At 71.2% G+C, this 24,502-nt stretch carries 23 protein-coding genes and 1 pseudogene; 3 read left to right on the forward strand and 21 right to left on the reverse strand.

The window, feature by feature from the left end; translation table 11 throughout:
* Positions 1-154: 154 nt before the first annotated feature.
* The 4 genes and pseudogenes from purH to H563_RS0110700 form a co-directional block, all read right to left on the reverse strand.
* Positions 155-1,813 (reverse strand): bifunctional phosphoribosylaminoimidazolecarboxamide formyltransferase/IMP cyclohydrolase, encoded by a 1,659-nt coding sequence (gene purH, locus H563_RS0110690; protein ID WP_027479345.1) that lies wholly within the window; start codon positions 1,811-1,813, stop codon positions 155-157.
* A 90-nt stretch (positions 1,814-1,903) separates the two neighbouring features.
* Positions 1,904-2,461 (reverse strand): annotated as a pseudogene (purN, locus tag H563_RS18325) (phosphoribosylglycinamide formyltransferase); the annotation flags it as partial.
* A 127-nt stretch (positions 2,462-2,588) separates the two neighbouring features.
* Positions 2,589-3,881 carry a cell division protein PerM gene (locus H563_RS16245; RefSeq protein WP_022882601.1) on the reverse strand — a complete coding sequence of 431 codons (1,293 nt, stop codon included), beginning with the start codon at positions 3,879-3,881 and terminating at the stop codon, positions 2,589-2,591.
* 72 nt (positions 3,882-3,953) lie between these two features.
* Complete coding sequence (locus H563_RS0110700; RefSeq protein ID WP_022882602.1) at positions 3,954-4,862, reverse strand: alpha/beta hydrolase; 909 nt, start codon at positions 4,860-4,862, stop codon at positions 3,954-3,956.
* A 124-nt stretch (positions 4,863-4,986) separates the two neighbouring features.
* Between H563_RS0110700 and H563_RS16250 the strand changes: the two genes are divergently transcribed.
* Complete coding sequence (locus tag H563_RS16250; protein WP_022882603.1) at positions 4,987-5,424, forward strand: MarR family winged helix-turn-helix transcriptional regulator; 438 nt, start codon at positions 4,987-4,989, stop codon at positions 5,422-5,424.
* 90 nt (positions 5,425-5,514) lie between these two features.
* Here H563_RS16250 and sucD read toward each other — a convergent pair whose 3' ends face one another.
* The 3 genes from sucD to rimK form a co-directional block, all read right to left on the reverse strand.
* A complete protein-coding gene (gene sucD / locus H563_RS0110710; RefSeq protein WP_022882604.1) occupies positions 5,515-6,423 on the reverse strand; it encodes a succinate--CoA ligase subunit alpha in 909 nt (302 codons plus the stop codon).
* A gap of 39 nt (positions 6,424-6,462) precedes the next feature.
* The gene (gene sucC, locus H563_RS0110715) at positions 6,463-7,626 is read right to left on the reverse strand and encodes an ADP-forming succinate--CoA ligase subunit beta (protein WP_022882605.1); all 1,164 of its coding nucleotides are present in this window, start codon (positions 7,624-7,626) and stop codon (positions 6,463-6,465) included.
* A gap of 106 nt (positions 7,627-7,732) precedes the next feature.
* On the reverse strand, positions 7,733-8,926 hold the full coding sequence (rimK, locus tag H563_RS0110720; RefSeq protein ID WP_022882606.1) for a 30S ribosomal protein S6--L-glutamate ligase: 1,194 nt from the start codon (positions 8,924-8,926) through the stop codon (positions 7,733-7,735).
* 27 nt (positions 8,927-8,953) lie between these two features.
* On the opposite strand from rimK, the gene H563_RS0110725 reads away from it, so the two are divergent.
* Complete coding sequence (locus tag H563_RS0110725) at positions 8,954-9,430, forward strand: ATP-dependent zinc protease family protein (protein WP_407635318.1); 477 nt, start codon at positions 8,954-8,956, stop codon at positions 9,428-9,430.
* A gap of 41 nt (positions 9,431-9,471) precedes the next feature.
* On the opposite strand, the gene H563_RS0110730 is transcribed toward H563_RS0110725, so the two are convergent.
* From H563_RS0110730 to H563_RS0110745, 4 genes are read right to left on the reverse strand one after another with little or no spacing between them, the layout of a single operon-like run.
* On the reverse strand, positions 9,472-10,629 hold the full coding sequence (locus H563_RS0110730; protein WP_022882608.1) for a sensor histidine kinase: 1,158 nt from the start codon (positions 10,627-10,629) through the stop codon (positions 9,472-9,474).
* Positions 10,622-11,275 carry a response regulator transcription factor gene (locus H563_RS0110735; RefSeq protein WP_022882609.1) on the reverse strand — a complete coding sequence of 218 codons (654 nt, stop codon included), beginning with the start codon at positions 11,273-11,275 and terminating at the stop codon, positions 10,622-10,624. The genes H563_RS0110730 and H563_RS0110735 overlap by 8 nt, the downstream gene beginning before the upstream one ends.
* A 41-nt stretch (positions 11,276-11,316) precedes the next feature.
* Positions 11,317-13,740: an ATP-dependent helicase gene (locus H563_RS0110740; RefSeq protein WP_022882610.1), complete on the reverse strand. Its 2,424-nt coding sequence runs from the start codon at positions 13,738-13,740 to the stop codon at positions 11,317-11,319.
* Positions 13,741-13,797: 57 nt separating this feature from the next.
* The gene (locus tag H563_RS0110745; RefSeq protein ID WP_022882611.1) at positions 13,798-14,820 is read right to left on the reverse strand and encodes a glycerophosphodiester phosphodiesterase family protein; all 1,023 of its coding nucleotides are present in this window, start codon (positions 14,818-14,820) and stop codon (positions 13,798-13,800) included.
* Between the two features lie 79 nt (positions 14,821-14,899).
* On the opposite strand from H563_RS0110745, the gene H563_RS0110750 reads away from it, so the two are divergent.
* On the forward strand, positions 14,900-15,712 hold the full coding sequence (locus tag H563_RS0110750) for a Bax inhibitor-1/YccA family protein (RefSeq protein ID WP_022882612.1): 813 nt from the start codon (positions 14,900-14,902) through the stop codon (positions 15,710-15,712).
* A 177-nt stretch (positions 15,713-15,889) separates the two neighbouring features.
* Here H563_RS0110750 and H563_RS0110755 read toward each other — a convergent pair whose 3' ends face one another.
* From H563_RS0110755 to H563_RS0110800, 10 genes are all read right to left on the reverse strand, one after another.
* Entirely contained in the window at positions 15,890-16,369 is a 480-nt protein-coding gene (locus H563_RS0110755) for a tetratricopeptide repeat protein (protein WP_022882613.1), read from the reverse strand.
* 31 nt (positions 16,370-16,400) lie between these two features.
* Complete coding sequence (locus H563_RS0110760; RefSeq protein ID WP_022882614.1) at positions 16,401-16,994, reverse strand: acetate uptake transporter; 594 nt, start codon at positions 16,992-16,994, stop codon at positions 16,401-16,403.
* A gap of 118 nt (positions 16,995-17,112) precedes the next feature.
* Entirely contained in the window at positions 17,113-18,387 is a 1,275-nt protein-coding gene (locus H563_RS16255; protein ID WP_051142734.1) for an RNA polymerase sigma factor, read from the reverse strand.
* Complete coding sequence (locus H563_RS0110770; protein WP_022882616.1) at positions 18,384-18,800, reverse strand: YciI family protein; 417 nt, start codon at positions 18,798-18,800, stop codon at positions 18,384-18,386. Before H563_RS0110770 ends, H563_RS16255 begins: the two co-directional genes overlap by 4 nt.
* 1 nt (position 18,801) lies before the next feature.
* Positions 18,802-19,260, reverse strand: coding sequence for a YciI family protein (locus H563_RS0110775; protein ID WP_022882617.1), 459 nt, complete (start codon positions 19,258-19,260; stop codon positions 18,802-18,804).
* 280 nt (positions 19,261-19,540) lie between these two features.
* On the reverse strand, positions 19,541-21,115 hold the full coding sequence (gene guaA, locus H563_RS0110780) for a glutamine-hydrolyzing GMP synthase (RefSeq protein ID WP_027479347.1): 1,575 nt from the start codon (positions 21,113-21,115) through the stop codon (positions 19,541-19,543).
* Complete coding sequence (locus H563_RS0110785; protein WP_022882619.1) at positions 21,111-21,668, reverse strand: DUF3817 domain-containing protein; 558 nt, start codon at positions 21,666-21,668, stop codon at positions 21,111-21,113. Before H563_RS0110785 ends, guaA begins: the two co-directional genes overlap by 5 nt.
* A gap of 5 nt (positions 21,669-21,673) precedes the next feature.
* Complete coding sequence (locus H563_RS0110790; protein WP_027479349.1) at positions 21,674-22,504, reverse strand: SURF1 family protein; 831 nt, start codon at positions 22,502-22,504, stop codon at positions 21,674-21,676.
* 40 nt (positions 22,505-22,544) lie between these two features.
* Positions 22,545-23,897: a cation:proton antiporter gene (locus tag H563_RS16260; protein WP_051142727.1), complete on the reverse strand. Its 1,353-nt coding sequence runs from the start codon at positions 23,895-23,897 to the stop codon at positions 22,545-22,547.
* Positions 23,898-23,899: 2 nt separating this feature from the next.
* Entirely contained in the window at positions 23,900-24,430 is a 531-nt protein-coding gene (locus H563_RS0110800; protein WP_022882622.1) for a cation:proton antiporter regulatory subunit, read from the reverse strand.
* Positions 24,431-24,502: the final 72 nt, after the last annotated feature.

Below are 24,502 nucleotides of genomic sequence, written 5' to 3' on the forward strand. Positions count from 1 at the left end.
CCCAGCCTACCGGCGGCCACCTTAGGCGCCGGCTGGGGGCGGCGCCCCGGGCGGCCCGAGGGCGTGGCCCGTGCACCGTGCGCTACTCGGATCCGCAGTCCGCTACTCGGGTCCGAGGCGCGCACTGCGGATCGGAGTAGCGCAATGAACGGCGTCAGTGGAAGAAGTGGCGCTCGCCCGTGAGGTACATGGTGACTCCGGCGGCTTTCGCCGCCTCGACGACCTCGGCGTCGCGGATCGAGCCGCCCGGCTGCACGATCGCCTTCACGCCGGCGTCGAGGAGGATCTGTGCTCCGTCGGCGAAGGGGAAGAACGCATCCGATGCAGCCACCGCGCCGCGGGCGCGCTCGACTCCGTCGCCGAGCGTGTTCGCCCGCTCGACCGCGAGCTTGCACGAGTCGACCCGGTTGACCTGCCCCATTCCGACGCCGACGGATGCGCCGCCCGACGCCAGCAGGATCGCATTGGACTTCACCGCACGGCACGCCCGCCAGGCGAACTCGAGGTCGGCGAGCGTGGCGGCGTCGGCCGGCTCGCCCGCCGCCAGCTGCCAGGAGCCCGAGATCGGGCCGGCCGGGAACACGTCGGCCTGCTGCACGAGCACTCCCCCGGAGATCTGCTTGTACTCGTACGGCGCGCGGCCGTAGCCGGCGGGCAGGCGCAGGATGCGCAGGTTCTTCTTCGCCTGCAGCAGCTCGAGGGCGGCCGGCTCGTAGTCGGGGGCGATGATCACCTCGGTGAAGATGCCCTTGACCGTCTCGGCCATGGCGAGCGTGACGGTGCGGTTCGCGGCGATCACGCCGCCGTAGGCGCTGACCGGGTCGCAGGCGTGCGCCTTGCGGTGTGCTTCGGCGATGCCCTCGCCCTCGCCGGCGACGGCGATGCCGCAGGGGTTCGCGTGCTTGATGATGGCGACGGCCGGTTCGCTGAAGTCGTAGGCGGCGCGCAGCGCGGCGTCGGCGTCGGTGTAGTTGTTGTACGACATCTCTTTGCCGCCGAGCTGCTCGGCCTGCGCGATGCCGGCGCCGGACTGCAGCGGGCCTGTCTGCGCGTCAGCGTAGAGGGCGGCGGCCTGGTGGCTGTTCTCGCCGTAGCGCAGCGTCGCCAGCAGCTCCCCCTCGACGGCGACCGATGCGGAAAATTCGTATTTTTCGCTCGGGGTTTCGGAGGAGGCATCCGTGCTCGCCACGTTCGCGGCGAACCACGCGCTCACGGCCGCGTCGTAGTCGGCTGTGTGCTGGAACGCCTTCGCCGCAAGGTCGCCGCGCAGGGCGAGGGTGGTGCCGCCCGACTTCACGGCGGCGAGCACCTCGGGGTACGAGTCGGGCGAGACGACGACCGCCACGTTCGCGTAGTTCTTGGCGCTCGCGCGCACCATGGCCGGCCCGCCGATGTCGATCTGCTCGACGACGTCGTCACCCTGCGCTCCGCTCGCGACGGTCTCGCGGAACGGGTAGAGGTTCACGACCACCAGCTCGAACGGCGCGATGCCGAGCTCGGCGAGCTGCCGCTCGTGGTCCTCCAGGCGCAGGTCCGCCAGCAGACCCGCGTGCACGGCCGGGTGCAGGGTCTTGACGCGGCCGCCGAGGGATTCGGGGAAGCCGGTCAGGCTCGACACGTCGGTGACCTCGACCCCGGCCTCGCGGATGGCCTGGGCGGTGGAGCCGGTGGAGACGATTTCGACGCCGGCCGCCGAAAGCTCGGTCGCGAGCTCGGCGAGGCCCGTCTTGTCGCTCAGCGAGATGAGCGCGCGGCGCACCGGGATCACGTCCCGCTCGCGGTACAGGCTCGGGTCGGCGGCGTGGGCGCTCATGCTCTGGCCAACTCCTTCTAGGTCGGGCGCCGCCGCTGCGGCGGTGCGGGACCCGTCGGCACGGAGGGCCGCGAGGTCCAGGGTTCCGTTGGCGATGTCGAGCACCGCCTGGATCAGCAGGCGCCGCTCGAAGGGCTTGATGCGCTCGTGCAGCGAGGTCTCCGTGTCGCCCGGCTCGATCGGGATCCGCTCCTGCGCGATGATCGGCCCGGTGTCGACGCCGTTGTCGACGACGATGAGGCTCGCCCCGGTCTGCGCGGCGCCCGACGCGAGCGCGTCGCGCACGGCGTGCGCGCCCGGGAACTCGGGCAGGTACGACGGATGCGTGTTGATCAGGTTCGGCGCGAGCGCATCGACCACGTGCGGCGGCAGCAGGCGCATGAACCCCGACAGCACCACCAGGTCGGGCTGCCACTGCCGGATCTGCTCGAGCAGCGCGTCGCCCCATGCGGCGCGGTCGTCGAAGTTGCTGAGGGCGACCTCGAAGGTCGGGATGCCGAACTCCTCGGCGTGCTGCAGGCCGGCGGCATCCGGCCGGTCGGTGCCGACCGCGACGATGCGGGCGGGGTACTCGGCGTCCTGCGCCGCTTCGAGCAGGGCGCGAAGATTGGACCCACCCCCGGAGATGAGCACGACGACCGAGAGCACGCCCTCAGCCTACCGGGCGCCGCGGGCGCGGCAGGCGCCGCAGGGGCGGCAGGCGCGGCACGGTGCGCTGCTGCCGCGCACTGGCGCCACTCGCACGGCAGGCGCGCGCGTCCGGGAGAGGAGCGCGTCAGACGCGGTCGGGTTCCGGCTCCGGCTCCCGTGCCCGCTCCGGCTCCGGGTCGGGCTCGCGGTGCGAGGCGAACGCGAGCGGCGTCCAGTCCATCGCCTGCTCACGGAAGTGCCGGGCGAACAGCCCGATCGCAGCGCCGCCCGCGAGCTCGGCGGCCCCGATGGCCCCGACCAGCCACGGGGACGGGCCGAGGTGCGCGAACGACCCCGGCGCCAGCGACCCGCCCGACCAGGCGGCGAGGAGGGCGAGCAGCGCGCCGCCGAGCACGCCGGTGGAGGCGGCGACGGCGGCCAGCAGCAGGGGGTCGTCATGCAACGGCGCGTGCGCCGTGAAGATGCGATGGGTGAGCCATCCGATCACGACGGCCGCGATCACGGGGATCGCCACGACCGCGAGCGCGCCGGCCGGCGAGTGCGCGGGAACGATGCCGATCAGCGGCACGCCGGGAAGCTGCCCGGGCCCGCCCGAGCCGGGCGCGATCGTGCCGGAGCCGAGCGCGAAGCCGGGCCCGATGATCCAGGAGGCGGCCCAGATCACCGCGTTCGGGAGGAACGCGAGCTGCGCGAGCGTGAGGGTGGCGCCGCCGAGGTACCCGGCCTGCAGGCCTTCGTAGAGGGCGACGATCTTGCCGAAGTGCACGAACAGCGCGAGCGCGACGAACACCGCGGATGCCGCGAGGACGAGCGCCACGGCCCCGGTCGCCGCGCGCAGGGCGGCCCCGGCGACGGCCCGCACGTCGGGGGTGGTGAACCGCGCGAACCACTCGGGCACGTCGTCGCGGCTGCGGGCCCGGTCGAGCCCCACGCCCAGTGCGGCGCCGAGCCCGAAGGTGAGCGCGCCCACGAAGAACGCCTGCCCCGCGTGCGGTGCGAACACCCCGCTGCGCGCGGTAAGGGCGACCACCCAGGCGGCGATGCCGAACGCGAGGGTGCCGCCGAGGGCGCCGGTCAGCACGAACCGGGTCTCGGCCGCGCGGCGACCCACCCGCGCGCCCATGCAGAAGGTGAAGAACGCCACGCCGAGGGCCGCGATCGTCACGGTGAACGGCGCGACGGCCCCGGGCAGTCCGAGGCCCGTGGCGGTGACCCGGTCGAGGTGCACGTCGGCGTCGACGCCGAGGCCGAGCAGCCACGAGTCCACCGCCGCCTTCCAGAACAGGAACCAGTTGCTGGTCATCTTGTTCTGCACCGCCCACACGATGGTGAGCGGGGCCAGCGCGACCCCGATGCCGATCGCCGCGGTGATCAGTGCCTCGAAGGCGGCCAGGACGGCCACGGTCGCGCGGGTCATGCAGTCACGCTAACCGGGCGGGCGGCACGGGCACGGATGCCTCGCCGCCCGCCCGGCCGGTTCGGCCTTCTCTCAGCCGACCGGTGCCATCGCGCCGAGCCGCGCGGCGACGAAGCGCATCGCGCTCTCGAGCGCCGCCTCGGCCTCGTCGAGCCGCTCGTAGAGGCCCTGGAACACGTGCGGAACGCCGGCGGTGACCTCGAGGGTCACGTCCACATCCGCCTCGGCGAGCCGCCCCGCGAGCCCCACGGCGTCGCTGAGCAGCACCTCGTACGAGCCGACCTGGATGAGGAACGGCGGCAGGCCGCGCAGCTCGCCGAGGCGGCCTGGGCTGGCGAGCGGGAGATCCCGCGACCCGTCGCCGAGCTGCTGCTCGCTGAACCACTCGATGTCCGCCCTGCTGAAGAGCGGGTCGAGCTCGGCCTTGGAATCGAAGCTCGACCCGGTGGTGCGCTGGTCGCTCAGGGGCGAGAACGCGACGGCCGCGGCGGGCATCGGCAGTCCGGCGTCCCGCGCGAGCATCAGCGCCGTGACCGCGAGGTGCCCGCCGGCCGAGTCGCCCGCGAGCACGATCCGGGCCGGGTCGACGCCCCGCTCGAGCAGCTCGCGGTACGCCGCGAGGCCGTCGAGCGCCGCAGCGGGAAAGCGATGTTCGGGCGCCAGCCGGTAGTCGAGCGAATAGGCGCGCATGCCCGCCCGGCGCACGAACTGCGCGGCGAGCGCGGCGCCGGTGCGGTGCGAGCCGACGACGTAGCCGCCGCCGTGGAAGTAGAGGACCGTGCCGACGGGCGCCCCTTCCCCGGTGATCTCAAGCGCCGGGCGGGCGCCCAGGGTGGTCTCGACGGCCGCGAGCCCCGCCGTGTCCTCCGGCAGCGCGCGGGCCTCGAACCGCGCCCGCCGCTCCTCGATGGTGTCCGCGGCGAGCGTCACCGCCGCCGTGCGCATCAGGGCGTTGACCGCCTCGCGCTGTTCCTTGCTCATGGATGCTCCCCTTCATGGGTTATGGTTCAGGAATAGATTCCGCGGAATCTACTTCACCAAACTACATTCCAGCGATTCATATTCCCAGGAATATTTTTCCCGGGGAATCTTTAGGGGGGACGACATGGACGCGCCGATCGACTTCTTCCGGGTTCTCGTGCGAGCCGAGATCCTGCTCTACAACGAGGTCGACGAGCGGATCAGGTCGGCGCACGAGGTGACGGTCGGCACCCTCGAGATCCTCGACCTGCTGACGCGCCTCGAGCACCCCCGCGTCGACGACATCGTGCGCGAACTCGACCTGCGCGTGGGCACGGCCAGCAAGGTCGTCGACCGCTTCGCGGCATCCGGGTGGGTGGAGCGCGTGCCGAACCCGCACGACCGGCGCTCGTCCTGGCTCGTGGTGACGGATGCCGGGAGGAAACTCCTCGCGGCGGCGAAGCCGACCTTCGAGGCATCCGTCGACGAGCTCGCCGGTTCGGCGCTGACCGCGAGCGAACTGCGCACGCTGCGCCGGCTGCTCGGCAAGCTCGCCGCAGGCCTCGAGCGTCGGCCCTCGTAGGCCCTGCTCCCCGCGGAGCGCGGCGTTAAGAGCGAGGGGCGCACGTTCTCGAAGAAAACGTGCGCCCCTCGCGCGATCGGCCGATGCGGCCTACGCGCTGACCGAGGCGAAGACCTCGCGCAGCAGCGCCGCGGTCTCGCTCGGGGTCTTGCCGACCTTGACGCCGGCGGCCTCGAGGGCCTCCTTCTTCGCCTGCGCGGTGCCCGCCGAGCCGGAGACGATGGCGCCGGCGTGGCCCATGGTCTTGCCCTCGGGCGCGGTGAAGCCGGCGACGTAGCCGACGACCGGCTTGGTGACGTTCTCCTTGATGAAGGCCGCCGCGCGTTCCTCGGCGTCGCCGCCGATCTCGCCGATCATGACGATGGCCTTGGTCTCGGGGTCGGCCTCGAACGCGGCGAGCGCGTCGATGTGCGTGGTGCCGATGATCGGGTCGCCGCCGATGCCGATCGCGGTGGAGAAGCCGAGGTCGCGCAGCTCGTACATCATCTGGTAGGTCAGCGTGCCCGACTTCGACACGAGGCCGATCGGGCCCTTGCCCGTGATCGTCGCCGGGGTGATGCCCACGAGCGACTCGCCGGGGGTGATGATGCCGGGGCAGTTCGGGCCGATGATGCGAGTGGTGTTGCCCTTCGACTTCGCGTACGCCCACGCCTCGGCGGTGTCGCCCACGGGGATGCCCTCGGTGATGACGACGAGCAGCGGGATGCCGGCGTCGATGGCCTCGATCATCGCGTCCTTGGCGAAGGCCGGCGGCACGAAGATGATCGACACGTCGGCGCCGGTCTTCTCGATGGCCTCGACGACCGTTCCGAAGACGGGGAGCTCGACCGGCGAGCCATCCGCTGCCGTGTGCGAGACGGTGGTGCCCGCCTTGCGCGCGTTGACGCCGCCGACGACCTGGGTGCCGGCCTTCAGCATCAGCGCGGTGTGCTTGGTGCCCTCGCCGCCGGTGATGCCCTGGACGATGACCTTGGAGTCCTTGTTGAGGAAGATCGACATTTCTCTTATTCCTTGATCTCGATACGCTGCGCTACTCGATCAGCGGGACGCCAGTTCGGCGGCCTTGTCGGCGCCGTCGTCCATGGTGGTGGCGAGGGTGACCAGCGGGTGGTTCGCGCTCGAGAGGATCGCGCGGCCCTCCTCGACCTGGTTCCCGTCGAGGCGCACGACGAGCGGCTTGTTGGCCTCGGCGCCGAGGATTTCGAGCGCCTTGACGATGCCGTTCGCGACCGCGACGCACGAGGTGATGCCGCCGAAGACGTTCACGAACACGCTCTTGACCTGCGGGTCGCCGAGGATCACGTCGAGGCCCGCGGCCATGATCTCAGCGGATGCGCCGCCGCCGATGTCGAGGAAGTTCGCCGGCTTCACCCCGCCGTGCTTCTCGCCGGCGTAGGCGACCACGTCGAGGGTCGACATGACGAGGCCCGCGCCGTTGCCGATGATGCCGACCTCGCCGTCGAGCTTGACGTAGTTGAGGTCGTGCTGCTTGGCCTTCGCCTCGAGCGGGTCGGCGGCGGCCTTGTCCTCCAGCGCCTCGTGCTCGGGGTGACGGAAGGCGGCGTTGTCGTCGAGGGTGACCTTGCCGTCGAGCGCGATGATCTCGCCCTCGGCGGTGAGCACGAGCGGGTTGACCTCGACCAGGGTCGCGTCCTCGCCCTTGTAGACCTCGTAGAGCTTGGTGATGACGGGCGTCACCTTGGGCAGCAGCTCGTCCTCGAAGCCGGCGGCTTTGGCGATCTCCGCCGCCTTCGCCTCGTCGATGCCGGTCAGCGGGTCGACCTCGATGCGGGCCAGCGCCTCCGGCTTCTCCACCGCGAGCTGCTCGATCTCCATGCCGCCCTCGACGCTGGCCAGCGACAGGTAGGAGCGGTTGGCGCGGTCGAGCAGCACCGAGAAGTAGAACTCGCGCGCGATGTTGGCGCCGCCGGCGACCATCACGCGCTTCACGATGTGGCCCTTGATGTCGAGGCCGAGGATGGCCTGCGCCGCCTGATACGCGTCGTCGGGGGTCTTCGCCACCTTCACGCCGCCGGCCTTGCCGCGGCCGCCGGTCTTGACCTGCGCCTTCACGACGGTCACCCCGCCGAGCTTCTCGCTGGCCGCCTTCACCTCGTCGGGCGTGTCGGCCACGATGCCGGGGAGCACGGGCACCCCGTACTTCTCGAAGAGGTCTCGGGCCTGGTACTCGTACAGATCCACTGTGTTCCGTTTCTCTCGACGTCGAGACAGTTTCCGCAATGCACTCTACCCCCGCAGGGGGGCGCCGCCGTGTCCGGAGGGTGGCGCCGGGCGGGCGGGGCGGCGGTCAGTCCTCGGCGGGGATGGGCTGTTTCGGCAGTTTCTTCACCCGGGGGCGGCGCTTGGGCCGCTCGGGGATCATGGACCGCATCTCCTCGAGCTTGCCCCAGCACAGCAGCCGGTCCTCGGCCTCGAGCACGTGCCGGAAGGACGGGTTCGGGATGACGCCGGCGCCGCGGTGCAGGGTGAGCACGGTGATGTCGCGCTCGCGCAGCCCCGAGTCGCCGATGGACTTGCCGACGAGGTCGGCGTCGCCGTGCACCACGAGCTCGGCGACGCCGTAGCCGGTCGACACCGACAGCCGCTCGCGCACGTCGATCTGCGGGAAGGCGACCTGCGCGGCGATGTAGTCGATGATCGCCCCGGCCACGTCGAGCTTCGTCGCGGTCTCGATGCCCTCGAGCCCGGGCGACGAGTTCACCTCCATGACCAGCGGCCCGTCCTCGCCCTCGAGCATGTCGACGCCGGCGACCTTCAGCCCCATGATCTGGGCGGCGCGCACCGCGGTGCGCTCGGACTCCTCGTCGAGCTCGATCCTCTGCACCGACCCGCCGCGGTGCACGTTGGAGCGGAATTCGTCACCGCTGGCGGTGCGGCGCATGGCGGCCACGACCCGGTCGCCGACGACGAGGGCGCGGATGTCCCGCCCCTTCGACTCCTTGACGAAGTGCTGGATGAGCACGTTCTGCCGCGCGGACTGCAGGGTCTCGATGATCGCCTCGGCCACCTTGACCTCGGGGGCGAGGATCACGCCGATGCCCTGCGTTCCCTCGATCAGCTTGACGACCACGGGCGCGCCGCCGACCCGTTCGATCGCCGGCACCACGTCGGCGCGGTTGCGCACGAACGCCGTGGGCGGCATGGCGATGCCGTGCCGGGACAGGATCTGGTTGGCGCGCAGCTTGTCGCGGGCGTTGGCGATGCCGTTGGCGGTGTTGGGGGTGTACACGTCCATCTGCTCGAACTGCCGCACCACGGCGGTGCCGTAGTAGGTGATCGAGTTGCCGATGCGCGGGATCACCGCGTCGTACTCCGACAGCGGCCGGCCCCGGAACTGCAGGTCGGGCTTCTCCCCCGACAGGTCGATGGCGAAGCGCAGGGTGTTGAGCACTTTGACGGTGTGCCCGCGGTCGAGGGCTGCGGCCCGCAGCCGCTGGGTGCTGTAGCTTCGGGGGGCGCGCGACAGGATGGCGATCTTCACGGGAGGGTTCCTGGTTTCATGAGAGACGTGCCCACCCATCTTGCACCCCGCGCCGTGGTCGGCTGGCGCGAGTGGGTCGGGCTGCCCGGCATCGGCGTGGACTGGATCAAGGCGAAGATCGACACCGGCGCCGCCACCTCCTCGCTGCACGCCTTCGGGCTCGAGGAGTTCACCCGCGACGACGGGCTCTGGGTGCGCTTCGAGGTGCATCCGCGCCAGCGCACCGACCGGGGCGGCGTGCGGGTCGAGCTGCCGGTGCACGACCGCCGCACGGTGCGCAGCTCCTCCGGCCACTCGGAGCACCGGGTGGTCGTGCTGACCCAGCTGCGCCTGCTCGACCGGGTGATCCGCGCCGAGGTGACGCTCACCCGGCGCGACTCGATGGGCTTCCGCATGCTGATCGGCCGTGAGGCGCTGAGCCAGGGGTTCCTGGTCGACCCGGCGGCCTCGTTCCTCGGCGGCGTCGCGCCGCGTGCGCGGCGGGCCGGTCGCGCATCCGGCTGAGCGACGACGCCGAGGGGCGGCCGACGCCCTGCCGCATCCGCTCAGTCGGCCGGCGACCACGCGGGCTCGCCCGGCATCTCGGCCAGCAGCCGGGTGCCGCCGAGGCGCCGCGAGCGCCCGACCTCGAGCGACCCGCCCATCGCCTCGAAGCGGCTGCGCAGGCGCGCGAGGCCGCGCAGTTCCGCGCCCTCGGGGATGCCGCGGCCGTCGTCCTCGAACTCGACGCGCACCACGGTGCCGCGCACGAGCGACATGGTCAGGGCGAGGCGGGAGGCGTGCCCGTGGCGCAGCGCGTTCGACAGCGCCTCCTCGATGAAGCGCATCACGATCAACCGTTTGCCGGTGTCGGGCTCGACGGCGTCGGCGATCTCGGCCAGCTCGGGCGCGATCGACAGCTCGACGGCGATCGTGGCGGGCACGCGGCGCATCATGATCCGCGTCGCGTGCACGAGGCCGAGGTCGAGGCCCTCGGGGCGCAGCATGCGGCTCAGCTCGCGCACCCCCACCTCGCGCAACTGGTCGAGTTCGGCGCGCACCTCGCCGATCTGCGGGATCACCGCCTTGCCCGGCACGTCCGAGGCGAGCTGCTGCTCGAGCGACTGCAGGCGCGCCCCGAGCAGCACGAGCGCCTGCTGCACACTGCCGTGCAGCCCGTCGGCGACCTCCCGGCGCACGCGCAGCTCTTCGGCCTGCAGCGCGTCGAGGGCGCCCGCGGCGCGCTCGGCCTGCTGCGCCGAGCGCTGCGCCTCACCCTCGAGCCGTGCGACCACGTCGGCGAAGATCCATCCGGCGAACAGGGTGACGGCGAGCAGCACGCCGGCCCCGGCCCACTCGATGCCCGCATCGAGCAGCGAGTTCTCGATCTCGATGTCGACCAGCCATTGCAGGCCGACCCTGATCGCGGAGGAGACGATCGCGATGCCCACGATGGCCGCCGCCAGCCGCTCCCAGGTGAGCCGGGTCACCCGCACGAGCACCGCGAGCACGATCGAGACGCCGCCGGCCAGCAGGTTGACCCCGAGCCGCATCAGGAAGTCCGGCCAGCTCCCGGTTCCGTACATCGCCTGCAGGGTCGCGGTCTGGGTGGCGATGCTCAGCGCGAAGCAGCCGGAGAGGACACCGGCGACGAGCACGAACACCGCATCGCGCCGCGGCGCGCGCGGCGCCGGGCCGGGCTTCGGCCGGGGGCTGTCAGCCATCGAGGCGCGCCGTCTCTTCGATGAACCGCAGCACGGCCGACACCCGCTGGTTGCGGTCGCGCGGCAGGTCGAGCGCGGCGTAGACCGCGTTGATGTGGTTCTCGACCGAGCGCTCGGAGAGCCCGAGCTCGCGGGCGATGCCCGCATTCGAGAGACCGGATGCCACCAGCTGCAGCACCTCGTACTGCCGGTCGCTCAGCTGCGCGAGCGAGGAGCCCTCGCGGCGGTACGCCCCCGCCGCGAGGGCCGGGTCGACCACGGTGCGGCCGGCGGCGGTCGACTCGAGCGCGCGCATCAGCACCTCCGCCGAGGTCGTGGAGTTCTTCGACAGGTAGCTCCAGCCGTCGCGCACGTCGGCGGGCAGGTCGAGCAGCAGCTCCATCACGTCGTGGCTGGAGAGCAGCAGGATGCCGAGGTCCGGGTCGCGGCGGCGCAGCGACACCCCGAGCGCGAGCCCGTTGCCGTCGGCGAGGTGCACGTCGAGCACGGCGACGTCGAGGGCGCCGGGCTCGAAGGCCGCGCGCGCCTCGGCCGCCCCGCCGGCCGTCATCGCCACCGCGACGCCGGGCTGCGCCGTGAGCAGCGCGACGATCATGTCCCGGTAGAGCGGCTGGTCCTCGACGACGCCGACTCTGAGATTCCCCATGGCCGTCAAGACTAGACGGCGGGTGGGAACGGGCCGCCAGGTCAGATCTTCTCGATCGGCGCGATCTTGATCAGCAGCTTCTTGAATCCGGCCGTGTCGAACTGCACGTGGGCGATCCGCTTCGGCCCCTCGCCGGTGACGTCCTGCACGCGCCCCTCGCCGAAGTCGACGTGCCGCACCCGGTCGCCCGGCGCGAGCTCGAGACCGCTGTTGTCGCGCACCTGACCGGTGACCTTGTTGGCCCACTCGGTCTTCGGCCGCGACAGCGCCGCCGCGGTGGCGACCGCCCGGTCGGAGCCGAAGCCGGGGCGCCTGGCGTTCAGCGCCCGCGACTGCAGGCCGCCGCGGCCGTTGGCCGTGCCCGGCGACTGCCGCCACTCGATCAGCTCGGCCGGGATCTCCTGCAGGTACCGGCTCGGCATCGCCACGGAGTTCTCGCCGAACTGCGACCTGGTCATCGCGAGCGACAGGTAGAGGCGTTTGCGAGCGCGAGTGATGCCGACGTAGAACAGCCGCCGCTCCTCCGCGAGCCCGCCCGGCTCGTTCGCCGACATGCGGTGCGGGATGAGGTCCTCCTCGACGCCGGTCAAGAACACCGCGTCGTACTCCAGCCCCTTGGCCGTGTGCAGCGTCATCAGCGACACCGTTCCGCTCGCGTCGTCGAGCTCGTCGGCCGCCGCCACGAGCGCGGTCTCCGTGAGGAAGTCGGTGAGCGTGCCGCCCGGGTTGTTGCGCGCGAACTCCTTCGTGACCGCCACGAGCTCCTCGACGTTCTCGGCGCGCGCCTCGTCCTGCGGGTCGCGCGAGGTGCGCAGCGCGTCGAGCAGGCCGGAGCCGGCCAGCAGGTGCGTGAGCACGTCGGAGACCGGCTTCACCCCGGCCGGGTTGTCGGGGTCGAGCATCGCGGCCGTCTCGTCGAGCAGCTCGGACAGCTGCGTGATCGCGCGGGTCACCTTGGGCCCGAGACCGAGATCGGATGCCGCCCGCATCGCCTCGCGGAACGTGATGCCGTTGTCGTCGGCGAACGCCCGCAGCTGCGTCTCGGTCGCCGGGCCGATGCCGCGCTTGGGGGTGTTCAAGATGCGCCGCAGCGCGAGCTCGTCGGCGGGGTTCGCCACGGCCGTCAGGTACGCCATGGCGTCCTTGATCTCGGCCCGCTCGTAGAACTTCGTGCCGCCCATGATCCGGTACGGCACGGCCGAGCGGATGAAGATCTCCTCCAGCGCCCGGGTCTGCGAGTTGGTGCGGTAGAACACCGCCATCTGGCTGTACGGCACGCCCTGGCGGTGCAGCGCGTCGATCTCGTCGGCGACGAACTGCGCCTCGTCGTGCCCCGAGTAGCCGGTGTAGCCGACGATCTTCTCCCCGTCGCCGACGTCGGTCCACAGGTTCTTCGCCTTGCGGTCGAAGTTGTTGCTGATCACCGCGTTCGCCGCCGACAGGATGTTCTGCGTCGACCGGTAGTTCTGCTCCAGCAGCACCACCTTCGCGCCGGGGAAGTCGTGCTCGAACTCGGTGATGTTGCGGATGTCGGCGCCGCGGAACGCGTAGATCGACTGGTCCGAGTCGCCCACGACGGTCAGCGCCGCGCCGGGGATCGCGCCCGAGGCGTCCGTCAAGCCGTCGACGTACAGGCCGTCGGCGCGCAACTCGGCCACGATGTGCGGCTCGACCGGCTTGGTCAGCTCGCGGATGAGCGCGTACTGGGCGTGGTTCGTGTCCTGGTACTCGTCGACGAGGATGTGCCGGAAACGGCGCTGGTAGGTGGCGGCGATGCGCGGGAAGGCGCGGAACAGGTAGACGGTCTGGCCGATCAGGTCGTCGAAGTCGAACGCGTTCGCCTGCCGCAGCGCCCGCGTGTACTCGCGGAAGATCTGCAGGAAGGTCTGTTCCTGCGGGTCGTCGAGGTTCGCGCTGCGGGCGTAGGACTCGTAGTCCTCCAACTCGTTCTTGAGCTTGGAGATCTTGGCGGCGGCGCCGGCCGGCGTGAAGCCGAAGGTGTCGGCCTCGCGCTCCTTGATGATGCGCTTGAGCAGCGCCCGGGTGTCGCCCGAGTCGTAGATCGTGAAGTTCTCGGTGAAGCCGAACGCCTTCGCCTCCCGGCGCAGGATGCGCACGCAGGCGGAGTGGAAGGTGGAGATCCACATGCCCTCGGATGCCTGGCCGAGCAGCCCCTCGACGCGCTCGCGCATCTCGGCCGCGGCCTTGTTGGTGAAGGTGATGGCGAGGATCTGGCTGGGCCAGGCCTCGCGCGACCCGATCAGGCTCGCGATGCGGTGGGTGAGCACGCGGGTCTTGCCCGACCCGGCGCCGGCGACGATGAGCAGCGCGTCGCCGCGGTAGGTGACCGCTTCGCGCTGCTGCGGGTTGAGGCCCGCGAGCAGGCGGTCGTCGTCGCCGCGCGGCCCCTGGAACCCCTCGACGATCAGAGGGGTGAAACCGTCGGATGCGCGCGCGTCTGTCATCAGATAAGAGAGTCTAGGTCGACCCGCCGACAGCGGACCCGAGAGCGCGGCCCGCCCTCAGCCGAGGCTGTCGCGCGCGACGAGGGCGAGATCGGGGTGGTCGGCGAAGACGCCGTCGACCCCGGTGGCCATGATGGTGCGGAACTCGTCCTGCCACCGCCCGAACCCGTTCTTCTTCCCGGCGCGGAACGGCTCGGAGAGGAACCGGTTCTCCGGCCGCAGCGTCCAGGTGAACACCGCGAGGCCGACGGCGTGCGCGCGATCGACGAGGTCGGTCGTGCCGCCCTCCGCCGCCGGGTCGAGCAGCAGCGCCTTGTCGACGCTGATGCCCTCGATCGCGTCCAGGCCCCGCCTCGTGGCGAGCGCGTAGAGGCCCGTCTCGCCGATCTCCTCGGCGTAGGGCGTGGCGGCGGAGCCGTCTTTCGCGACGAGGTCGTAGGCCGCGCCATCCGCTTCGACCAGGTAGACGCGGGTGCCGCGGATGCCGCGCTCGCGCACCTTGCGCAGCACGGTCTTCTCGAACGACTCGACGACGAGCCGGCCCGTCTCGCCCTGCCAGCCGACCTTCTGCACCACGTCGGCGAACAGCTCGTCGAGGGGCAGCCCGATCGACTCGAAGTAGGTGGCGTGCTTGAGCTCGGCGACGACGCCGAGTTCGCGATCGGATGCCTCGGCCGCCCGGTCGACCAGATCGAAGAGGTGCTCGAGCTTCAGGATCGGGTACTGCCCGTCGAAGCTGGCGCTCGCCTGCCGCAGCTTGCCGAGCCGCTCGCGGGCACGCAGCGTGGCCAGCTGGGGCCAGGTGAAGTCCTCCGTGAACCAGCCGGTCAGCTCGTGCCCGTCGACCTCCTTCGTCGTGCGCAGGTGGGCGAACTCGGGGCGGTCGGCCACGTCGGTGGTGGTGGAGATCTCGTTCTCGTGCCGCAGCACCAGCACCCCGTCCTTGGTGGCCACGATGTCGGGCTCGACGAGGTCCGCGCCGAGCTGCAGGGCGAACTCGAAGGCGCTGCGGGTGTGCTCGGGGCGGTAGCCGCACGCGCCGCGGTGGCCGATGACCAGGGGCGACGAGTGGGGGCGCATGCCGCGATTGTAGGGGCGCGGGTTCCGCTCATGGCTGATTGCCAGGCCCCGAGAAGCGCCTGACAGTTAGCTTTGTCACATGGCATCGAACAACCCGGCTCTTTCCCGAGTTCCCGCCTTCCGGGCCGGGGGTGTGCCCAAGCCCGTCGACGCGGCCGCGCTGGGCAGCAGCCCCACCCTCGAAGAGCTCTTCAACGCCCGCAGCGCCGGTGCTGCGGAGACCGGCCGCATGACCTACGAGGACACGGTGCTGAAGACCGTCGCCCTGTTCGCGGTGCTGCTCGCCGCCGGCGCCGTCTCCTGGTTCTTCCCCGTCCTCGCGCTGCCGGGCGCCATCGTCGGCCTCGTGCTCGGCCTCGTCAACTCGTTCAAGCGCACCCCGTCGGCGCCGCTGATCATCGCCTACGCCGCGGCCGAGGGCCTCTTCCTCGGCGGCGTCTCGAGCATCTTCGAGCAGTTCTGGGGCGGCGTGGTCGTCCAGGCCGTCGTCGCCACGCTCGCCGTCTTCGGCGTGATGCTCGCCCTGTTCGCGAGCGGGAAGGTGCGCGCCTCGGGCCGGGTGACGAAGATCTTCCTGGTCGCCATGATCGGCTACCTGGTCTACAGCCTCGTCAACGTGGGCCTGATGATGTTCGGCGGGGTCTCCAGCGATCTGGCCTTCGGGCTCAACTCGATGACCTTCATGGGCGTGCCGATCGGCCTGATCGTCGGCATCCTCGCGGTGCTGATGGGCGCGTACTCGCTGGTGCTCGACTTCGAGTTCATCAAGAACGGCGTCCAGCGCCGCGTCGACCGCAGGTACGGCTGGCAGGGCGCCTTCGGCCTCATGGTCACGATCGTGTGGCTGTACGTCGAGTTCCTGCGCCTGTTCGCGATCCTGCAGCGCAACTGAGCTTGTCGTCGCGCCCGTCCTCGCCGGCATCCGATTCGTCACTTTTCGCTCCTGCGCGCACTCGCGGGCGCCACTTGCGACGAATCGCCCGGGGCGCATCTCGCGATTCGTCGATTTGTGCTGACGGATGCCCCGTGCCGAGCCCATATCGACGAGTCGGTGGGCCCGGCGCGGCGCCTACTCGACCAGGTCGGCGGCGTAGGCGCGCGCGGAGCGGGTGTAGCGGGGCAGGTGCTCGGCGAGGGCGGTGAGCGCGACCGACAGCGCCTCGGCGGGGCGGCCGGCGCTGTGCAGCACGAGCGCGCGGAAGAACGCCGGCGCGTCGCCGAGCTCGGGGGCGTCGAGCTCCCCGAGCAGGGCGAGCGCTTCGTCGTACCGGCCGAGGTTGCGCAGCGTGCTCGCCAGCTGGATCGTCACCTGATGCGCCTTCTCGGGCGGCAGTCCGGCGGCGAGAGCCCGGCGGTACGGCTCGACCGCCTCGGCCTCCAGCCCGAGCGAGTCGTGCACGCCGCCCCACTCGGCGAGCGCGAACGGATCGCCCGGCGGCCGCTCCTCGACGAGGGCGCGCATGCGGGCGAGGCATCCGTCGGGGTCGCTGTCGTCGAAGTCGGCCCAGAACGCGTCCACGCGCGCCTGCCAGTCGTCGAGGTCGGTCACGCCGACCAGTCTGCCGCGCACACCGGCGCGACTACAGCGGCCAGATCGGGATGAGCGTCTTCTTGAAGGTGAAGTTGGTCACCGACGCGAAGGAGCCGTACCAGGCGAGCACCGCGGTGATCAGGCCCAGGTATCCGCCGACCTTGCCGAGGCCCGCCGAGCCGGCGAGGTCCGCGAAGGCGAGCGCGAAGAACGTCAGCGTCAGGAAGCTGAACACGAGCGCCGTGACGAGGTTCGTCTTCCACGAGGCGACGGTCATGTACAGCGTGAAGATCCCCCAGGCGAGCAGGAACAGGCCGGTGCCCTTCGCGGCGTCGTCGCCGAGCTTGACGAAGGTCACCAGGTACCAGAACGAGAGCCAGAACGCGCCGTACGACGAGAAGGCGGCGGCGCCGAAGGTGTTCCGGTTGGCGAACTCCCACAGGCCGGCGGCGAGCTGCGCCACCCCGCCGTAGAACAGCGCGAGGCCGAGCACCGTCGGGGTGAGATCGGCGTTGAACCAGCCCGCGTTGATTGCGCTCAGCACGAAGGTGGTGAGGGCGAAGCCCGCGAGTCCGAGCGCCGCGGGGTCTGCGGCGACGGGAACCGGGGCGGTGGGTTGCGTGGTGTGCGTTGTGTCGGTCACGGATACTCCCCTTTGAGTCACTCTCCATTGAGCTGCGAACGGCAGCGCCGCCGCTCGCGCCGTGACGATACCACTCGGGCCCCGCGCCGTTCGGTCACGCCGCGGTCACCCGCCGCATTCACCCGAGCGCGCGCAGCTTCCGCTCGAGCGCGGCGCGCTCGCGGTCGTTCCCGGTCAGCCGCGCCGCCTCGGCGAACGCCTCACGCGCCTCGCCGGCACGGCCGAGCCGCGCGAGCAGTTCGCCGCGCACCCCCGGCAGAGGCGCGTAGCCCGCGAGACGGCCGCCCGCCGCCAGTCCGTCGACGATGCGCAACGCGGTCGCCGGCCCCTCGACCATCGACACCGCCACGGCCCGGTTCAGTTCGACGACGGGAGACGGCGCGATCCGGCCGAGCGCCTCGTAGAGCAGCACGATCTGCGCCCAGTCCGTGTCGGCGACGGATGCGGCCACGTCATGGCACTCCGCGATGGCGGCCTGCAGGCCGTATGCCCCGCGTCCGCGGCCGAGAGCGTCGGCGCGGGCGAGCGCGGCGCGGCCGAGCCGGATCAGTCCGCGATCCCACCTGCTGCGATCCTGGTCCGCGAGCAGCACCGGGTCGCCGGCGGCGTCGACGCGCGACGGGAACCTCGCGGCGAGCAGCGCCATCAGCGCGACGAGCGCGTGCGCCTCCGGCTCGCGGGGCACGAGCCCGGCCAGCACCCGGGCGAGCCGGAGCGCCTCGCGGCTGAGGTCCGTGCGCATCCAGTCCGGCCCCGAGGTCGCGGCGTATCCCTCGTTGAAGATCAGATAGAGCACGCTCAGCACCGCGGAGAGACGCGCCGGGAACTCCTCGCGCGGCGGCACCTCGAACGGCACGCGCGCCGCGGCGAGCGTCTTCTTCGCCCGCACGATGCGCTGCTGCACGGTCGCGGTCGGCACGAGGAACGCCCGGGCGATCTGGTCCGTGCCGAGGCCGCCCACCACGCGCAGCGTGAGGGCGATGCTCGCCTCGCGGCTCAGCACCGGGTGGCAGGCGATGAAGATCAGCCGCAGCACGTCGTCGTCGATCTCATCCGGGTCCCAGGCGGGGCCGTCGGCGGAGCCCGGCAGCTCGTGCGCCAGTTCGGCGTATCGCGCCTCCTGGCGCCCGGCGCGCCGCCACCCGTCGATCGCGCGACGTTTGCCGACGGCGACCAGCCACGCCCCCGGGTTCCCCGGCACTCCCGAGTCCGACCACGAGGTCAGCGCCTCGGCGAGCGCCTCCTGCGCGAGATCCTCGGCGAGGGCGAAGTCGCCCGTGTAGCGCAGGAGCGTGGCGACGATGCGCGCCGACTCGATGCGCCACACGGCCTCGACCGCGCGGCGGGCGGATCGCCCGTCTTTCCGGGGCGGGCGACCCGCGGCATCCGTCAGCTCGGCTGCTCGCTCGCGCGCCACTCCTTCTCCTTCTCGATCCACTCGTTCGCGTCCGGGAAGTCGCTCTCGTCGGTCACGCGGCGGATCTCGAGCTTGCTGCCGGCCGCCAGCGGCGCCCGCTTGGCCCACTCGGCGGCCTCTTCGATGGTCGGCACGTCGAGCAGCCAGAAGCCGTTGAACAGCTCCTTCGTCTCGCCGTACGGGCCGTCGCTGACGACCGGCGGGGTCTGATCGAAGTCGACGACGAGGCCCGGCTCGGGGGCGAGCCCGTCGCCGCCGACCATGACGCCGGCCTTGATCATCGACTCGTTGTAGCGGCCCATCGCCTCGATCACGGCGGTGAAGTCGGGCAGGCCGAAATTCTCCACCGCGTCGTCGGTGGTGCGCATGATCAGCATGTACTTGGGCATCTCAGACCTCCACGCCCGCCTTGACGGCAGCGCGGCGGGCGAGCTCACGGCGCCACTGCGCGTCTTTGCGGATCCACTCGTTGTCCTGCGCGACGTCGTCGAGCGAGCCGACGCGCCGGACCTCGAGATTCGTGCCCGGTCCCAGCGGGGCCTTCACCGCCCACTCCAGCGCCGCCTCCTTCGACGGCACATCGATGATCCAGAACCCCCAGAACAGCTCCTTGGTCTCGCCGTACGGCCCGTCGGTGACGACCGGCGGGGTCGACGAATAGTCGATGACGGAGCCGGACTCGGTGTCGTCGAGGCCCTCCATGCCGACGAGCACGCCGGCCTCGAAGAGCTGCTCGTTGTAGCGGCTCATGGTGTCGACCATCTTGTCGAGATCCATTCCCGCGTCGGCCATGGCCTGCTGCGCGACGGCCTCGTCGACCGTGCGCAAGATCAGCATGTACTTGGGCATCCTTCGCTCCTTCGCTCGGGGGGCCGCACGTCACGACCCTCTCACCGACGCGTCGAACGGGGAAGGCCCGGATCGACACCGGCGCAGGATTCGTCGCAAAACGCAGGATCCGTCACTCCGAGCCGACGTTCGAGAGTGACAGATCGTGCGATCAGCGACGATCGGCACCGGGCGCTTAACGCAGGATGCCGCCCGCAGGCGGCCACAGCTCCGCGCCGGCGGCCAGGGACGGCCGCCGGAATGACGGGAGGGAGGCCCGAAAGGGCCTCCCTCTGATCCGTCATTCCCACTCGATGGTGCCCGGCGGCTTCGAGGTCACGTCGAGCACCACGCGGTTCACGTCCGCCACCTCGTTGGTGATGCGGTTCGAGATGCGCGCCAGCACGTCGTACGGCAGTCGGGTCCAGTCGGCGGTCATCGCATCCTCCGACGACACGGGCCGCAACACGATCGGGTGCCCGTAGGTGCGCCCGTCGCCCTGCACGCCGACCGAGCGCACGTCGGCCAGCAGCACGACCGGGCACTGCCAGATCTCCTCGTCGAGCCCCGCCGCGGTGAGCTCGGCGCGGGCGATCGCGTCGGCGGCGCGCAGCGTCTCGAGGCGCTCGCGGTTCACGGCGCCGACGATGCGGATGCCGAGGCCGGGGCCCGGGAACGGCTGGCGCCCCACGATCTCGGCGGGCAGGCCGAGCTCGCGGCCGATCGCCCGCACCTCGTCCTTGAACAGGGTGCGCAGCGGCTCGACCAGCTGGAACTCGAGGTCTTCGGGCAGGCCGCCGACGTTGTGGTGGCTCTTGATGTTGGCGGTGCCGCTGCCGCCGCCCGACTCGACGACGTCGGGGTAGAGGGTGCCCTGCACGAGGAACTTGACCGGCTCGGCCCCGGCCGCGGCGGCCTCGGCGACCAGGTCGGCGGCCGCCCGCTCGAAGGCGCGGATGAACTCGCGGCCGATGATCTTGCGCTTCTGCTCGGGGTCGGTCACCCCGTCGAGCGCGGCGAGGAACACCTCGGCCGCGTCGACCGTGACGAGGCGGATGCCGGTCGCCGCGACGTAGTCGCGCTCGACCTGCTCGCGCTCCCCGGCCCGCAGCAGCCCGTGGTCGACGAACACGCAGGTCAGCTGGTCGCCGACCGCCTTGTGCACGAGCGCCGCGGCGACGGCCGAGTCGACCCCGCCCGACAGGCCGGCGATGACCCGCGCCGAGCCGACCTGCTCGCGGATGCGCTCGACCTGCGTCTCGATGACGTTCTCGCTGTTCCACTCCGACGGGATCCCCGCGGCCCGGTGCAGGAAGTTCTCCAGCACGCTCTGCCCGAACTGCGAGTGCTTCACCTCGGGGTGCCACTGCACGCCGTAGAACTTCTTCTCGTCGTTGGCGAACGCGGCCACCGGCGTCGACTCGGTCGAGGCGAGCACCTCGAAGCCTTCCGGCGCCCGCGCCACCGAGTCGCCGTGGCTCATCCATGCGATCTGCTCCGCCGGCTGGTCGGCCAGCAGGGTCCCGGGCTGCGTCACCGAGACATCCGTCGCCCCGTACTCGCGCTTGCCGGTGTGCGCGACCTCGCCGCCGAGCGCCTGCGCCATGACCTGGAAGCCGTAGCAGATGCCGAGCGTCGGCACGCCGAGCTCGAACGCGGCCGAGTCGAACGACGGGGCACCCTCCTCGTACACGGACGACGGGCCGCCCGAGAGGATGATGCCGGCCGGATTCTTGGCCGCGATCTCGTCGGCGGTGATCGTGTGCGGCACGATCTCCGAGTACACGGATGCCTCGCGCACCCGCCTGGCGATCAGCTGGGCGTACTGCGCCCCGAAGTCGACGACGAGGACCGGCCGGTTCTCCTGCGTGCTAATCGGTTCCTCCTGGCTGTGCGGACGGCTGTGCGGGCTGCTGCGCCGCCGGCTGTGCGGGTGCGTTCTGCGCGAGATAGGTCTTGACCTGCTTGGTGATCAGCCCCTCGACGATGAAGGACATGAACGGGATGACCCCGCCCAGCGCGATCTGCACGAACTTCGTGAACGGCATGCGCATGAGCGACCACAGCCGGAAGTCGGCGAACAGGTAGAGCACGTAGAGCCAGCCGTGCGCGATGAGCACGGCGATGGAGACGTTGAACCCCTGCAGGTAGGGGTCGGTGGCCGGGTTGACGATCGGGAACGAGATGATCGGCTGGCCGGGCTGGAAGGCGTACACCCAGTGCCCGAAGCCGTACTTGACGACCATCTCGGCGCACAGCAGCAGCAGCATGATGCCGGTGATCCAGGCGGTGACCTGGTAGAGCCGCAGCGCCGCGGGCACCTTGGGCAGGTCGGCCGCGCGGGGGCGGGCGCCGTTGACGCTGCGCAGCTGCTCGAGCAGTCGGGAGAGGTAGGTTCCCTCGTCCTGAGAGGTGGGGGCCGGCTGCATGGGGTTCAGTCTACTTTCTCGGTCTGGGGGGAACGGGCGGCCGGGGCATCCGCCCCGCCCGTCTCGAGCGCGGCGGCCGCCTCGAGGTCTTCGACCTCGCGCTCCCACGCGTCCTTCGCCAGCCGGTACCAGAGGTACACGGCGAAGCCCGCGAACACCGCCCACTCGGCCGCGTAGAACGCGTTCAGCCAGTCGATCGAGCGCTGCTGGATCGGCGGCGGCGCGTAGATCGCCGTGAGCCCCTCGGGCACGTCGGTGCGGGCGACGACGTACGCCTCGTAGATGCGGGGGCTCTCGCCGAGGTCGGACCACAGGTTGATCAGGGCGGCGACCGAGAGGTCCTGCAGCTTGGGCGGGTCGCCGTCCTCGCTGTCCTCCGGCTGCTCGGGCGCCTCGGTGGGCAGCAGCCGGCCGGTGAGATCCAGATTCTCGGGCACGGATGCCTCGAGCTTCCGCTGCGCCGCGACCGCTGCCTGCCGGGTCGCGGCGAAGCCGCGCGCCACGGCCAGGTGCGCTCCCTCATCCGCCCCGTCGGTCACGACGGTGTGCGCGACCACCCACCAGCCGCGGGTGCCGCCGTTGTCGCGATCCTGGATCAGCACGTAGTCGGCGGGCACGGTGCGCACGGACACGGTGACCAGCTGGCCGACCCGGTCCGAGGCGATCGCCTTGCCGGGGTCGAGGATCGTGCCGAGCCGGCGGGTCGTCTCGGTGATCTGCGGCCCCACCTGCCGCGCCTGCACGGCACGGGTCAGCTGCCACTTGCCGAGCCCGGCGAACACGCCGGCGACCACGAGGGCGAGCACCAGCACGCCGATCCAGCGGGGGCGGCGCATGACCTGGAAGAGCGTCAGGTCGCCGGGGTGGGGGGCGCGGTCAGAAATCTTCGGTTCGCTTTCGGGCGTCGGTCTCGGTCTCGAGCATCGCCTCGTCGACGAGCGGGTCGAGGACGGTGTGCCGCTTCCTATTCGACTCCCTCTCCTCCTCCGCAAGCTGGGAGTCCGCCGTCTGCGGGCGCCGCCGCGCGCGCATCCGTGCCAGCCAGGCGTTGATGCGGTCGGAGTTGGAGGCGAGGAGCGGGCCGACGACCGCCATGATCAGCACGTACAGGCCGGCGAACGGGGTGAGCTTCTCGTTCAGCCCGGCGGCCGCGGCGAGCGTGGCGAGGATCAGCGTGAACTCGCCGCGGCTGACGAAGATGACCGCGATGTTGACCCCGGCCGCGTGGCCCATGCGGTTGAAGTACGCGATCAGCAGGCCGGAGGCGTAGCTGACGACGACGGTGCCGACGACCGCGATCACCACCTCGCCGAACACCTGCGGGAAGGCGTGCACGTTGAGGGCGAGGCCGAAGTTCAGGAAGAAGAACGCCGCGAACACGTCGCGCAACGGTTCGGCGATCCGCTCGATCTTCGCCGCGTGCCTGGTCGTGCCGAACAGCAGGCCGATCAGGAACGCGCCGATCGCGTCGGTCACCCCGGTCAGCTCGCCGATGCCGGCGAACAGCAGCGCCAGGCCGAAGAACAGCAGGGTGAACAGCTCGTCGTCGCGCACCCGCAGGAGCCACTCCACGGGGCGGGAGCCGAACTGGGCGATGAGGAACATCGCGACGAGGAACGCCGCCGCGATGCCGAGCTGCAGCACCACCGACCAGAAGTCGCTCTTGCCGCTCAGCACGACCGAGACGATGGCGAGGTAGACGGCCACGAAGATGTCGCCGAACACGGTGACGCCGAGGATCGCCGGGGTCTCGGGGTTGGCCAGGCGCCGCAGCTCGATGAGCAGCTTGGTGATGATCGCGCTCGAGCAGGTGCCGACCATGCCCGCGATGATCAGCGCCTCGCGCGGCCCCCACCCGACGAGCGCACCGAACAGCCAGCCGAGCCCCGTGTTGAGGACGATGTACGAGCCGCCCGAGATGAGCAGCTTTCCGGCGTTGCCGATGAACTCGTCCTGATCGAACTCGAGGCCGAGGTTGAACAGCAGCAGGATCAGGCCGAACACCGCGACCAGTTCGACGTCCGCGGCCTGGAAGTCCAGGGGGAAGATCTCGGTGTGCGGGCTCGCCAGCAGCCCCACGATCATGTAGATCGGGATGGCGGGCAGGCCGATCAGCCTGGCGAAGCGCCCGAGGACGTACGCGAGGACGAACAGGACGCCGAGAACGATCAGGTCGTCACCGATGGAAGGTTGCTCACTCGCTGCGGCGAGTACGGCGGCGACGTGCATGGTCACTGCCCGGGCGGGGCGTCGGCCAGGGCCCGTCCGGCGACGGCGCCGGTGCGGAAGAAGCTGAACGCCTTGGCGACCTTCTCGGGGCTGCCGGCGACGACCAGGGTGTCGCCGGGGAACACTTTGAAGTCGGGCGACGGGGCCGGATTGGCCGACTCGCCGCGCACCACGGCGACCACCGTCAGCCCGACCAGCCCGTGGTCGGCGGGGGTGCCGAGCGGCTGGCCGGCGATGTGGTCGTCGTAGTCGACGGTGAACCAGTCGATCGACAGCCCGGGGATCTGGTCGAGGGCCGTCAGCGACTCGGTGATCTGCGTGCCGCCGAGCAGTTCGGCGAGCGTGTGCGCCTCGTCTTCGCTGAGGCGCAGGCTGACCTTCGTGACGTCGGCGCCGTCCTCGGCGTCGGAGAAGGTGATGAGGTCGCTGTGGCCGCTGCGGTGCGCGATCACGCCCACCTTGCCGCCGTCGTCGGTGACGAAGGTGTGCAGCACACCGACCCCGGGCAGCTTGACCCGTCGCACATCGACCATGTCAGAAGCTCCTCATCGGTTGCGTCGTCGCCGCCCAGTCTAGACAGGCGGGTGCGATGCGGTTCGAGGCGC

This window comes from Gryllotalpicola ginsengisoli DSM 22003 (assembly GCF_000419445.1).
GTDB lineage: Bacteria > Actinomycetota > Actinomycetes > Actinomycetales > Microbacteriaceae > Gryllotalpicola > Gryllotalpicola ginsengisoli.

Bases quoted from the DNA above. Each gene is read 5' to 3' on its own strand.
- purH (WP_027479345.1), bottom strand. From the start codon at position 1,813: ATGAGCGCCCACGCCGCCGACCCGAGCCTGTACCGCGAGCGGGACGTG.
- H563_RS16245 (WP_022882601.1), bottom strand. From the start codon at position 3,881: ATGACCCGCGCGACCGTGGCCGTCCTGGCCGCCTTCGAGGCACTGATC.
- H563_RS0110700 (WP_022882602.1), bottom strand. From the start codon at position 4,862: ATGAGCAAGGAACAGCGCGAGGCGGTCAACGCCCTGATGCGCACGGCG.
- H563_RS16250 (WP_022882603.1), top strand. From the start codon at position 4,987: ATGGACGCGCCGATCGACTTCTTCCGGGTTCTCGTGCGAGCCGAGATC.
- sucD (WP_022882604.1), bottom strand. From the start codon at position 6,423: ATGTCGATCTTCCTCAACAAGGACTCCAAGGTCATCGTCCAGGGCATC.
- H563_RS0110730 (WP_022882608.1), bottom strand. From the start codon at position 10,629: ATGGCTGACAGCCCCCGGCCGAAGCCCGGCCCGGCGCCGCGCGCGCCG.
- H563_RS0110735 (WP_022882609.1), bottom strand. From the start codon at position 11,275: ATGGGGAATCTCAGAGTCGGCGTCGTCGAGGACCAGCCGCTCTACCGG.
- H563_RS0110740 (WP_022882610.1), bottom strand. From the start codon at position 13,740: ATGACAGACGCGCGCGCATCCGACGGTTTCACCCCTCTGATCGTCGAG.
- H563_RS0110745 (WP_022882611.1), bottom strand. From the start codon at position 14,820: ATGCGCCCCCACTCGTCGCCCCTGGTCATCGGCCACCGCGGCGCGTGC.
- H563_RS0110750 (WP_022882612.1), top strand. From the start codon at position 14,900: ATGGCATCGAACAACCCGGCTCTTTCCCGAGTTCCCGCCTTCCGGGCC.
- H563_RS0110770 (WP_022882616.1), bottom strand. From the start codon at position 18,800: ATGCCCAAGTACATGCTGATCATGCGCACCACCGACGACGCGGTGGAG.
- H563_RS0110775 (WP_022882617.1), bottom strand. From the start codon at position 19,260: ATGCCCAAGTACATGCTGATCTTGCGCACGGTCGACGAGGCCGTCGCG.
- H563_RS0110785 (WP_022882619.1), bottom strand. From the start codon at position 21,668: ATGCAGCCGGCCCCCACCTCTCAGGACGAGGGAACCTACCTCTCCCGA.
- H563_RS0110790 (WP_027479349.1), bottom strand. From the start codon at position 22,504: ATGCGCCGCCCCCGCTGGATCGGCGTGCTGGTGCTCGCCCTCGTGGTC.
- H563_RS16260 (WP_051142727.1), bottom strand. From the start codon at position 23,897: ATGCACGTCGCCGCCGTACTCGCCGCAGCGAGTGAGCAACCTTCCATC.
- H563_RS0110800 (WP_022882622.1), bottom strand. From the start codon at position 24,430: ATGGTCGATGTGCGACGGGTCAAGCTGCCCGGGGTCGGTGTGCTGCAC.